At 49.0% G+C, this 12,492-nt stretch carries 7 protein-coding genes; 2 read left to right on the plus strand and 5 right to left on the minus strand.

Translation table 11 applies throughout. The features are described 5' to 3' along the window. Positions 1–70 precede the first annotated feature (70 nt). On the minus strand, positions 71–4,117 hold the full coding sequence (locus Pan54_RS23375) for a tetratricopeptide repeat protein (protein WP_146505851.1): 4,047 nt from the start codon (positions 4,115–4,117) through the stop codon (positions 71–73). A 95-nt stretch (positions 4,118–4,212) separates the two neighbouring features. Further along, positions 4,213–6,222: a tetratricopeptide repeat-containing sulfotransferase family protein gene (locus Pan54_RS23380; protein WP_146505852.1), complete on the minus strand. Its 2,010-nt coding sequence runs from the start codon at positions 6,220–6,222 to the stop codon at positions 4,213–4,215. Between the two features lie 454 nt (positions 6,223–6,676). Here Pan54_RS23380 and Pan54_RS23385 point away from each other — a divergent pair, with 454 nt between their 5' ends. Beyond that, positions 6,677–7,222 (plus strand): FHA domain-containing protein, encoded by a 546-nt coding sequence (locus Pan54_RS23385; protein WP_146505853.1) that lies wholly within the window; start codon positions 6,677–6,679, stop codon positions 7,220–7,222. A gap of 169 nt (positions 7,223–7,391) precedes the next feature. Here Pan54_RS23385 and waaF read toward each other — a convergent pair whose 3' ends face one another. Together waaF and rfaE2 are read right to left on the minus strand one after the other, a co-directional pair. Then, on the minus strand, positions 7,392–8,459 hold the full coding sequence (gene waaF / locus Pan54_RS23390) for a lipopolysaccharide heptosyltransferase II (protein WP_146505854.1): 1,068 nt from the start codon (positions 8,457–8,459) through the stop codon (positions 7,392–7,394). Then, positions 8,456–9,955 carry a D-glycero-beta-D-manno-heptose 1-phosphate adenylyltransferase gene (gene rfaE2, locus Pan54_RS23395; protein WP_146505855.1) on the minus strand — a complete coding sequence of 500 codons (1,500 nt, stop codon included), beginning with the start codon at positions 9,953–9,955 and terminating at the stop codon, positions 8,456–8,458. The genes waaF and rfaE2 overlap by 4 nt, the downstream gene beginning before the upstream one ends. A gap of 191 nt (positions 9,956–10,146) precedes the next feature. On the opposite strand from rfaE2, the gene Pan54_RS23400 reads away from it, so the two are divergent. Continuing rightward, positions 10,147–11,334: a hypothetical protein gene (locus tag Pan54_RS23400; protein WP_146505856.1), complete on the plus strand. Its 1,188-nt coding sequence runs from the start codon at positions 10,147–10,149 to the stop codon at positions 11,332–11,334. Here the strand turns inward: Pan54_RS23400 and Pan54_RS23405 are convergent. Next, a complete protein-coding gene (locus tag Pan54_RS23405) occupies positions 11,316–12,350 on the minus strand; it encodes a hypothetical protein (RefSeq protein WP_146505857.1) in 1,035 nt (344 codons plus the stop codon). The two genes, Pan54_RS23400 and Pan54_RS23405, sit on opposite strands and share 19 nt — an antisense overlap. Positions 12,351–12,492: the final 142 nt, after the last annotated feature.

Raw genomic sequence — 12,492 nt, forward strand, 5'->3', positions numbered from 1 at the left:
TGATCCTAATAATAAATATTGTGTTTATTTAAACAGAGTTTGTTTCCAAACAACCTGCCCTGCCCTGAGATTATTTCCCGGGCATTCGCTGGAATTTGAGAAAACTGATATTCGTATCTGGATAATGCTCGTATGGTTTTTCGATGCATGAACTGAGGTAATAGCCTTGCTGCATCATTAACTGAACGTAGTCCTGCAGATCACGATTGAAGACCGGCGGATTCCCGCCGCGACGCCAGCGTTCTTTGCCGAGAATCTCGGCGATCAAAATGACGTCGCTGGCCCGACTAATTCGCTCGAGCATCGTAGTGATTGTTTCATCATCGATATGCAGCAAAACCGTATAGAGCAGAGCGGCATCGGTTTTGGGATATTCATCGCAAAAACCGATTGTCTGGAATTCGTAGCCGGTATGCGTTTCCTCAGCCGTTGATATCGCCTGTGGATTCACATCCAGACCGAGATAATAATCAGTCGGAAAGGCCTTGCAGAGTCGTCCGTAACCACAGCCGATTTCGAGTACACTCCGTTTGATATGCTCTTTCAGCTGCTCCCATAAAACCGGTCGCACATCCCAGCCTTCCGGGAAGGCTCCGAGATCCTCATTCTGAGGAATGATGTTGGCGAGTTGATCGTTCTTCCAGAATTCATCGAGCTGAGCGGCTGTCGATTCCAGAGGTTTTTCTTCGACACCTGGCATCTCAAAACTTGAAACTCTGGTCGCTGAGGAATCTTCTGTGTACCCGAAGACTTCATTGTAATCCTGACAGTGTTGAAAAACTCTTTCCGCCAGTTCTTTAGCTGGTCCTTCAGGTTCACGTAGATAACGATTGACGGAATTGGTAGTCACCGCGCCCTCGTGTTTGTCATCTTCATACTTGCGATGGGGCACCGCTTCGAGACTCATGCGGTGGTCGCCGAGTCCCGGCAAGCCGAGTTGTGCAGCCAGTTTGTCAATCAATTCCGGCTGCTGACACATATCAATGTATCGCACAAGAGTGTGTGGGCGTTTTGCCATTTCGACGAGAGAAGTTGCGGTTTGAATCGCACGTTTTTCAATCCAGTTGTCATCGACAAACAGATCCAATTTGGGGGCCAGATCCAGAGCCGAGAGGATGACATCCCGTAGATCGCGGACACACAGAATCAAATGCTCTGGCGGATACATCTGCAGGAAGGATTGCCAGTTGGCGAAGTTCACCATCTTGACGCCCCAGTAATCCAGCGACTGTAATTTGGGCAACAGTCGTCGATTAAAATAAGACTGGAACGACTCAGGAGATTCGTCCGCCTTTTTCCAGTCTTCTTCAGAGACGTTCAGTCCGAATTCCTGCATTTGCTTGAGAACCTGATCGGGCCAGTTATTCAGATGAATGTTGGGCTCGAGCAGAATCAGTCCATGGTCGGGAACCGTCAGTTTATCGCAGAGTAAAGTCGTACCGCTTCGCATCATGCCATAAATGGCGAGTTTCATCGGTGCAGCAACTTGCTGGGCAGGCGAAGTTGCAGGCTGATTCCGATACTGATTCAACATCTGATTGACGCGAACTGTCCATTCATGGCCGGAGCCGGAACGAGGTCCGATCGAATGGCGTCCACGCCGATTGGCAAACAAGGGCTCGTTAATCTTAATGCAACGATGCTTAGCCCAGATGCGCATGTAATAATGAAAATCTTCGCCGACATCGAGAGTTTCGTCGAAGGGATTTGCAGCAGCGATTTCTGTGCGGACAAAGTGCCCCATCTGCAACGAGTGGAATGGATCTGCATTCAGAACATCTTCAAATCGATTCGTCGGCCCAAGTTGCCCCTCGCGTCGTTCTGCCTGTTTACTGCCATCATTGAAGCTGAAAATCTGCCCCCAGATCGCATCATAATCGTCCAGCAAATGCTCGACATTGGCAAACGTTTCCGGCACAAGAACATCATCAGCATCCAGAAAAAAGACCCACTCAATCCCCTGTGCGGCGGCCTGCTCGACGGCATAATTACGAGCCCGAGATCGACCAATCTGTCCCTGTAGATCATCAATTCTGAAGGGGATGACTTTGCAGAATGGACCGGGCGAACGGACGCAGGCATCACGAATCGAGCGTTCTGCTTCTTTGTAAATTTCGGCATGTCCCGGTCCGATTGGGGTAATGATTGCACATTGAGGTCGCAATGACTTCTTTGTTGATGATTTCTCAATAACGACCGGTGGTTGACCCGGTGAACTGAGCTCGGTCTGAGATGTTTTTTGACTGGATTCTTTGACCAGTGTTTTTAATTCCTCTGCAACCTGCTCCACAACAGTTGACCATTCCCCGGGAGAGGCTTGTCGATAAAGTTTCAGCGAGTTGTACCAGGGTGTCGAGGTCTCTCCACGAAACCAGCGCCAGTCTGGCAAAGAATTTAGCAGGCACCATGTTGGAGTGCCCAATCCGCCCGCAAAATGAACGGTCGCATTGTCGATAGAAATCACGAGATCCAGTTCTGCGATTTTGGCGGAGAAATCTTCGAGGTCATTCAGCGGATTACTGTCTGACCAGTCGTTAATTTTCACACCAGTACGACGATGTGTTTCGAGTAATTCCTGTTGATGATTGCCATATTGCAGATTGACGAAGTGCACATGTGGGGTTTTTAGAATCTGCTCCCAGTGTTCAAGCGGGAGTGAACGGCGCGTTTGCAAATCGAGATTCTTGCCTCCAAACCAGGAAATCCCAATCTTCAGTCCCTCGCCCAGTTCCTGAAAGCGAGACTTCCATTTTTGGCGAAGTTCTGGATTGGCGGTCAGTATTTTTTCCTGACGGGGAAATTGATTGAAATGATTGCGATATCGTCCAGGTAAATCGGCCAGGCAGATCTGGAAATCGATTCCCGGAAGAGTGACGGGGACTTTTGGGTCCAGATCCTCTCGTGGAATCACTTTGACGGAGGGAAATGAACGGGCAAGCAGAGGCACCATCCGCCCATCGATCTCCAGCGTGACTTGTTCCGCTTGAGCCAGTAAATCCGGCAGGCAGGTTGCGAACATTACAACGTCACCGATGCCTTGCTCGGAGAAGACCAGTAGCTTCTGATTGGTCAACGATTCCCCATTCCAGGTGGGGTGCTGAAACGGGCGATGGTCGTGATCCTGTTTTCGATATCGCCAGTTGTATAACTTCCAGCCAGTTTTAAATTCCCGATTTCGCAAATGGACTTGCGAGAGGGAATGATGAGCTTCGGCATAGTCGGGACGGAGTTGAATAGCCCGTTCATACAATTCCTGACAGCGTTCCGGTTCTCCGATCGCTTCCAGAATATTTGCGAGATTGTTATGAGCATCCGGCAAGTTCGGATTGGCTTCTATCGCCTGATTGAGAGAGTTCAATCCTTTCAGATACTCTGCTCGTCCCTGATAAATTACACCCAGATTATTCCAGGCGGAAGAACAGGATCGATCAATCTCCAGAGCTTTTAAGTAATAAGCTTCAGCTTCGGACATTTGATTCGCAAATTGCAGTTCTCGTGCCAGATTATGATTTGCCACTAGACTTTTGGGATGATCACTCAAGGCGTATCGAAAGCATTGCAAAGCCTGTTCACGATCATTCAACCGGGAATGGCAATCGCCTGCGTGAATGAGAATGTCAAACTTATCCTGGGAAGTCGGATTGCTGTTCAAGGCTGTGCGATAGCAATGAACAGCAGCCGCGTAATCTTTTTGCTGCTCATGAATTCGGCCGAGCATATTGAGCACGACGGGATCGTTGGGCTCGATGGCGAGCACTTCTTCACAAAGCCGTTTTGCTTTGTCGAGATCGCCTGCTGATCGACAGGCCGAAGCGAGATTTTTAAGAAATAAATGTGCATTCGGCTTGAGTTGCAGAGCACGTTCAATCCGCTTGATCGCAGCCCGATGATCGCCCTGCTGGTGGAGAATTACGCCAGAGAGATGCAAAGCGTCTGCATGATCCGGCTCGCGTTGCAGGAGTCGTTCGTACTCTGCCATCGCCTGGGCAAGATCGCCTTGCTGATGTTTCTGCATGGCGGTCTTGATTTCATTTTCCGGAAAGGAAATATGAGGTTGAGCCGCGACGCCGACGTTCGAGGAATTTTCGCGATGAGTCGTGGGTAGATTTTGAGTCAACGTCCCTGTCCTTATTCCCTGCTGGTCAAGCGGTGCCTGACGATATGGGTTCTCTATTTATTGAGTTACTTTGATTCAAATCACTCGCCCATCTTTCATTGGGAAAGGGGGGAGTCGAATCTTTGAGTATCTACCGGAAGTGTTTCCAGAAGTGGCCCAATGTATTTTTCGTACTGTTTCCATTTCTGTACGGACTGCTGATAAATTGGCTGTCTCACCTGCCAGAGTGAAGCCGTGTGGACGGCTCGTTCGTTTTGATGAAACTGCAGACAAGACTCTTCCCAGGGGAGTCCGCAAATTTCTTCAACAAGTCGATGAGTTTCTGTGACTTGATTCGAAACAAGTTCTTCGTAAACGACTTCATGAATTGTGATCGGCAGCACATGATGCCAGTGTTCCATGAGCCGCAGATGCTCTCGATAGAAGATGCCGATGTTCTTCAGATCAAAACTGAATTCATGGTACGCGGTGAAGTTTTGAAAATAGCAGGACAACCCGATATCACGAGGATCTCGCTGCGTATAAATGATGGTCGCCTCGGGAAAGAGCATTGAGATCAACCCGAGTTGAAACGCATTGTTGGGCATTTTATCAGTAATTCGTTTAGCCTCACCTGCGGTTGCCACAAGACGCTGCAGATACACCTGAGCCATTTCTTCCAGGTAAGACTGGCTGAGTTCTGACAAACACCCCGGATAGGCTTTCTCGTTCTGACCTTCCTGTCTAAAGGGACGTTCGAGAAAGTTCTGGATTAGATGCCGAATCCCATCGAATTCTCCCGCCCCCTGAACGTGAGAATGACTGGTCAGAATCTGATCGATTAAGGTCGAACCCGATCTCGGCATCCCGAGTATAAAAATAGGTTGCGTTGTCTTTGAGCCACGGAATTGATGAGAAGGATTCGCGTGAGCCGGAAACGCTGCAATCATTTGATCGACAAGTGATTTGAGCCGGCCTTCGTCAAAGTTTAAACGTCGTGGAGTCAGTTGATTGGCTTTTTCAAAATGTGCAAATGCTTCTGAATAAAGCCCCAGCCGATCACTTCGCTTACCGAGGCTGAAAAAGGCATTGGCCCGTGCAATTTCATCGAGTTCTTCGTTGTGGAGCAAACGCTCCAACTCCGCCACTTCGTGCTCGGTCACGTGATCGGAATTGAACGTGAACAAGTTGTAGTAGGCTGGGGCAAAGTTCGGATCGATCCGGATCAGCTCTCGACACTGAACCGCAGACTCTTCAAATCGCCCGACTGTATTGAGCATCGAGACGTAGTTCAGACGAAAATCGGTACTATCAGGTGCCCATTCGACCGCCTTTTGATAATGCTCTATTGCCTGATCATTGCGATGACAATCTCGATAAAGATTTCCGAGATTGTAATGTGCCCCGGCAAATTGAGGATGAAGGCGGACCGCTTGTTTCAACGCTTTCTCGGCTTCTGTCAGTCGTTTGAGTTCGTGTAGTGTTGCTCCATAATTGCACCACAAACCGGGCTGGCGAACATCAATTTGTGTGGCCCGTTGGAAGAGTTCAACAGCCTCTTTCAGTTTCCCCATGACGCGATACAGACTGCCCAGTTCATTCAGGACAGCTGGTGTTTCAGCACCCAATTCGAGAACTCGCAGATAGGAAGTAACCGCCTCATCCAATTGTCCTGTTTTTGCAAAAATCTTTCCCAGTAAACGATGACAGGAGACTTCGCCGGGTTCAATCTGTAACGCTTTATGCAGGGACTCGATTGCCAATATTTCTTTGTTCAATCCTGCCTGGGTTTCTGCCAGGCTTTTCCAGGAATCACACAATGCAGGATTGATCTTGGTCGCTTGCAGAAAATGATTTTCGGCTGGTTGAAGATTGCCGAGGGCTTTATAAACGTTTCCGGTATTGAGATGCAGTTTGGCTGTGGGATTGGGTTGTCGGAGGGCTTCCTTCAAAAAGGGAAGAGCTTCCCGATGATTCCCGCGATGATGCTCAGCCAGTCCTCTCAACTGCAGCGTCATGGCATCCCGACGTGATCGCAGGAGTTGATCGTACAGCAGAATCGCTGTCGAAAAATCACCCTGCTGATGCAGTTCAAGAGCATGTTGTAATTCGGGAGAAGTCGACATGTTGAGAGCCGTTTTCGCAAATCTCTGGCGGATTTCTGTTTGAAACAAATCAATTCAAACCAAAAGGGAGCAGGTCAGAGAGCACCTTGCAGATCTCTATAGACGTGGAAGGACCTTTGATATGTGACATTTAATCGGTCTGTAATCGTTTGATCGGTAAGTGACCCAATCGATATGAACCCGATTTCCGTTACAATCGTTATTTCTTAACAATTGATGTCGCCTCCGCCACGTGTTGTTCCCAATAGCCCTATCTTGCCTGATTGTTCTGGGATTGAGAGGTTCGAACCAGACGCAGTAAGATTTCAGACAGGACTCGTGATTTGAGTTGAAAGCGTCGATAAAGAAACCATAGATGTGTTCAGAATTCGATTCGATGCCGCTTCATCTAACAATTAAACACATACAGCCAGCAGGACGCTCGAGCTCAATTCTAGTCAGCAGGATGCTCACCATGAAAATCACCCTCAAAAAGCCAGTCCTCCGCATCGTTCGCGGAAAAACGCAATATCCACTGCGGGCGATCGACATTGATGAATATCTGATTGGTGGAGGGAGTTCCTGCCAACTGCAACTATCGGCAGACGGTGTGCCGATGATCTTTGCGATTATCAAGCCGGATGCTGAAGCTCATTGCATCGAAGCGATGTTTCCTTATCCCGAACTGGTCGTGAACGGAGCTGTCACACGCCGCAGCCGGTTGCAACCGGGAGATGAATTCAGTATCGGGAACTATCGGTTTGAATATCTGATCGCCGAAGTCGAACATGAATTACGAACGACCGATGGAGAGTCCGAACCTGCCCAGGCTCCAAAGCTGGAAGACTCCGTTTTTCCCAATCGTGTTTCCAAAGTTGAGACGAAACATCTTTCTGCTGCTCAACTCGTTGAAAAGCTGGAGCAGGAATTGAACCTGCTCGATGATCTTGGACATTACGACGACATCATCGACGAATTCCAATTCGATGAACTTCCAGGATCTGATCGCCGAATCGCTTGAGCGACGCCTACTTTTTCCGACTCAGATCGTCGATGACGAAAAGAAGTTACAAGCACGAAGCGCAAGCGAGTGTGTGTTTCTTAACGGTCTGACACACTCGCTTGCGCTTCGTGCTTGTAACGGTTAACTCCGCTAGTGAAAAAGAACGGGATCGATCCACATAGGGAACTCAAGCGGCGAAATGATCTTCTTCGGGAATCGCCAGGACTCTCTGCTGGAAGGCTGAGAACTCCCGATAGACCTGATCAACTCCCAGATCCTGCATGCAGCGATGATGTTTGAGCGGGCAGGTTCGTTCCTGACAGGGGCCACAATCAAGGTCCAGTTGTGAGGCTTCTGCTTTGTCGAAATACGTATCACTCCAGGCGATGTTTGTTGGTCCGTAAATCGTGAAGACCGGTACATCGAACGCGTGTGCGAAATGTCGTGGGCCGGAATCGGTCGAGATCATCCAGCCTGCGTACTTCACCATCGCTTTGGAAAAACCGATACTGGGAGATTCCTCAGCCAGCGAATGAATCATCGGATGCTTCGTCAGCTGCATAAATTCCCGAGCCAGTTCCCGCTCGGCAGGGCCACAAATCATCACGACAGGAACTTCCTGTTCTTTCACAATTCGCAGGGCCAGTTTCGCAAACGAAGCGACCGGCCAATGCTTGGCGGCTCCGAAGGCTCCACCCGAGTTGAAGCAGATGTAATGACCGGCATCCAGACAATGCAAACTCGCAAAATCTTCCCAGAGGGTTTCATCGTCCCGGGTTGTCTTGAGAGACAGACGATATTGTCGGGAGACATCCAATTCCTTGGCGAGAGCATGACTGGCCAGGCGATTGTATTCATCAATCACTGGATTTGGCTCGGTCAATGAGAGTGGTGCGAGTTTATCGGTCAGCATCCAGCCTCGCCAATCGCGTCGAAAGCCGACACGAATCGGAATTTTCGCACGCCAGCTGATATAGGCCGTACGAATGGAATTGGTGAAGAGAATGATCTCATCAAACTGTTCTTCGCGAATTCGTTTGATGAATTTACGGCGTTCTGACCAGTTCGAGTTCTTTCCGGAACGATCCAGGATCATTTCGGTCAGAAACTTGCTGCCTTCAAAAACCGCATCCATTGGCTCGCGATAGATGCCGACAAGATCACCCTGCGGATCACTCCTCCGCAATGCCTGCAAAGCGGGTGTGGTCATGACGGCATCGCCAATCCAATTTGGTAACCAGACTGCACGTCTCATGCTGCAAACCTCATCGGGCCATCTCCTCGGAGTCTGGCTAGAATTTCTGTAGTCGATACGCCGGGAGTTTCTCCTAATGCGAGCACTTCCCCGCCATAAGCCTGCACAATTTCCCGACCAACGATTTCATTGATCTGATACGTTCCGCCCTTAACCAGCACGTTGGGGCGAATCTCTTCCAGGACTTTACGAGGGGTTTGCTCGTTGAAGACGACCACATAATCCACACATTCGAGAGCCGCGAGCATGTTGGCTCGCTGTTCCTGTGGGAAAATGGGTCGATCGGGAGCCTTGCCTAATGTTCGCACACTTTGATCACTGTTGATGGCCACCACCAGACAATCGCCGAGAGCAGCTGCCTGCTTCAGATAGGAGACGTGGCCGATGTGCATGACATCAAAACAGCCATTCGTGAAGACTACCTTCTGCCCAATTTGTTTGCGGGCCTGAACGTGCCGGGAAACAAATTCGAGTTCGTAAGTTTTATTTTCATCGCGGCTGCGTTCCTGCAATAAATCCCGCACGAGTTCGTCACGGGACAAACAGACCACGCCAACCTGTTCGACTTCGAGACCACCGGAAATATTCGCCATGCGAGCCAGATCCGCATCGTCCCAGCCGGCTGCTGCTCCCAGGCCAATCGTAGCCAGAACCATGTCCCCTGCTCCGGTGATGTCGTAAACTTCGCGCTGACGAGTCGGGAAACTTTCGCTGGTTCCATCGGCTCGCACGACGGCCACGCCATCTTTATCGAGCGTCACAAAAATTCGATCCAGTCCCAACTGATTAACCAGTTGTCGTCCCGCAGCGAAAGCGTCTGTGTAATTGCGGATAGTTCTCTCGGTCGCTTTGCCAGTTTCGGTGCGGTTCGGTGTCATTGCGGTTGCCCCTGCATAACGGCTGTACTCGTCCATCGGAGCAGGATCGACAATCACAGGTTTACCAGCATCCCGAGCCACTTCAATCACCCGCTTGAGAACTTCGGGTGTGCAGACACCTTTGGCGTAATCGGAAATCAGAATCGCATCGTGCTGAGAGATTTGACCAATGATTCGATCGAGTAGTTGAGTTGCATAAATCAGCTCTAATGGCTCGCGACTTTCACGATCGACTCGCAGCATCTGATGTGGATGTCGATGCTGTGCATGTCCAATCAGGCGTTGTTTTGTGGTGGTGGGGCGGGTGCGATCAGTCAAAATGGTGGAACAATCGACGCCCACCGCTTTTAATGCGGCAATCATGTCTTCGCCATCGCGATCATCACCGACGACTCCGGCCATCGTAACTTTAGCGTCGAGACCACGTAGCATATTGGCGACATTGGCTGCTCCGCCGAGTCGCAGTTCCTGTTTTTCTTCTCGGAGAAGAATCACAGGGGCTTCCTGGGAAATTCGTTCAGCATTGCCCCATAAATAGCGATCCAGAATCAGATCGCCCAGCACAAGAATTCGAGGGGCATCCAGAGATTGGACTAGATCAATCAGGTGATAAGACATCCTTGTCTCATTTCCATCTGTATTTTTAGCGGTTAATTAAAGAAATTTGGCCCCTGAGTCCTGCCGGAAACACGAGCGCAATCGCATTGAAGGTTCAAAGCTGGTATGGTGTCAGTTCTCTCGATTTTGGTCAATCCCGGATTTTTTCCCGGCTCATTCCAGACGTCTTTAAAATACACCTGTAAACTCACATGAATCGTCGTCTCGAAAATGTCACCTGCTGTGGCTGCGGCTTACTTTGCGACGATATTCTGCTTGAAATCAGCCCGCTGGAAATTTCAACATCGAACGCCTGCTCATGTGGACAAAGATTCCTGACGGCTCTTGTCGAGAATTCCTCAAATTCAGCAACTGCAAACTCTGATCAGGATTTGAAGACGGCTCGCCAATGGCTCAAGGCTGCGAATTCTCCCATGATGTGCGGTTTACAGGGGCTTTCGCTGGAAATGCAGACTGAATGTATTCGATTTGCTCAAAGTGAGCAGATGGTTTTGAGTACTGGCAAAGATTCCGAATCGACACTTGCTTATCAGAAATACGGAGGCAGCGGGTGCAGTTTCGGAGAACTCCGACATCGTTGCGACTTACTGATCTGTTTTAATTTCGATCCCTTCAGCCAATGGCCTCGCTTTTCAGAGCGGTTTCTGGATCCGAAGGGGCAATTTATTACGTCTCGAAACGACAGAACTGTATACTATGTAGGCACTTCCGAAAATCTTGGAAGTTCGGAGAACTTCGATGAGGTGTTTCTGCTGGACGATAAGAGCCTGCTCGAATCACTAGTCCAGATTCGGAAAAACTTGCAATGTGATTATCGCGGGACATCTTCCGAATTGCAGAAGCTTTGTCAAATTTTCGGTGAACAGACGGCCAAGTCTCAGTATCCCATTTTACTGCAAGGATCAGCCGAGTTCGGCGTCGCGACTCAATTGACACAAATGCTGATGGAAATCAACAAAACCGCACGATTACATCGGATCGTTGCAGGCAGTGGAATTCATCATGGCAGCCCACAGGAAACTATTCTGGCAATGACAGGATTCCCGGATCATATTTCATTCCGGCAAGATGGCAGCGAATATGACCCACAACGTTATCACGCAAAACGCCTGATCGCCCACAATGAGGTCGATTGTGTCGTTGTAGTTGGTGAAACGGATTTGGAGGATCTGTTACAGACTTCGACTGCTCGAATCATTCGAATGACTAATAGCCAGACAATATCTTCATGGACATCCGACAGAATGATTGAACTTCGCTGGAATCAATTCTCAGGTACTCAGCTTCGCTGCGATGGAGTGCCTGTTCCTGTGAAAGAATTTGCAGAAGAAGCGGCGTCAATTCCACTGAGGTCATTATTTCAATTGCTGATGAGTTGAGCCAGAGTCGTATCTGAAGGAATGTTAAAGACTTCAGAAGTTTCTTCTTCAGAATTCCATTCCTTGGTTTGAGGAGATATCGAGCCAGGGCTTTCAATTTTGCCTTGCCAGTCGCGATAGGCCGTTTTGACTTTCTCTGAAAAGTGGATGGAATTCACAAAGTAGTCTCGGTCACTATCCTTAGGGCTGTTGGCTTTTTCAATAAATTCGAATCCGTATAACGTATCTCCTGCCAGAAAAAAGTAGCAGAACAACCGCATTTTATTATTCTTGATTGTCGAATTCGTCACAAGAAGTAGCACAGGTATGCCATCAATCATGACCGTTTCTTCGCGTTCCATCGTTGTTCCGGGATGTTCAGCTTTCAATTCTCTGGCAAGATCAGACTTCATCATTCCGATTGTGAACAACGACTTTCCGTTGTCAGGGATTTCAGATGTATTAAATTGGGCATAGGCAACGGAAGTTGCAAACATGCGTGCCTCTGAAACAAAGGTTCCATAAGCAATTGCATTAGGAACAGGTGTCTGTTTCAATTTTGGAGTGGAAGGCACTTCCAGAGTGATGTTTCCCTTATGTATCTGAAAATGACTCCATTCAACTCCTGCGGGAATCAGTCGATCCAGAATATCAGTCTTGTTGGCGAGCTTTAAGCCGACCGCCAGCAGTAGAAGCAGAACAGTTCCGACTCCCCCCATAATGGCTTTCACATTCCCATCATTCATCCCCGAAGAAGCCGTCTGTTTTGATTTTTGTGAAGAAGATGCCTTAGAAGATTTCTTCGGCTTCCGACTGGCGACTTTTGGGGGCAACGATTTGCCTCGATCGCCTGCGGCTTTGTCGAGAGCACCAAGAAAATCATCGTTCTCGACGGGAGCAGTTGGCTTGGGGCGACGTTTCGGCCTGGGAGCTGTCAGGGGTTCTCCGCAACCTTTGCACTTAAATGTCTTCCCGGCGTATTCGGACTTAACCTTATGGTCCCGAAAGCAAAGATCACACGTCACTTCAATTGGCATAATCATCCACCACAATTTGGGAAAATGAAGGATCCCGATTGCTCAGAAAAGAGCCTGATCAGAAAGAGCTAAGCCTACCTTGAAATGAAATGGGAGACAATCGTAATGATCAAAAGTGGACTGGATATTTATTCTACCGGTT

Source organism: Rubinisphaera italica (assembly GCF_007859715.1).
GTDB classification, from domain to species: domain Bacteria; phylum Planctomycetota; class Planctomycetia; order Planctomycetales; family Planctomycetaceae; genus Rubinisphaera; species Rubinisphaera italica.

What these genes read in the sequence shown, in the direction of transcription:
- Pan54_RS23400 (WP_146505856.1), top strand. Translation starts at nt 10,147, where the DNA reads ATGAATCGTCGTCTCGAAAATGTCACCTGCTGTGGCTGCGGCTTACTT.
- Pan54_RS23405 (WP_146505857.1), bottom strand. Translation starts at nt 12,350, where the DNA reads ATGCCAATTGAAGTGACGTGTGATCTTTGCTTTCGGGACCATAAGGTT.
- rfaE2 (WP_146505855.1), bottom strand. Translation starts at nt 9,955, where the DNA reads ATGTCTTATCACCTGATTGATCTAGTCCAATCTCTGGATGCCCCTCGA.
- waaF (WP_146505854.1), bottom strand. Translation starts at nt 8,459, where the DNA reads ATGAGACGTGCAGTCTGGTTACCAAATTGGATTGGCGATGCCGTCATG.
- Pan54_RS23385 (WP_146505853.1), top strand. Translation starts at nt 6,677, where the DNA reads ATGAAAATCACCCTCAAAAAGCCAGTCCTCCGCATCGTTCGCGGAAAA.
- Pan54_RS23380 (WP_146505852.1), bottom strand. Translation starts at nt 6,222, where the DNA reads ATGTCGACTTCTCCCGAATTACAACATGCTCTTGAACTGCATCAGCAG.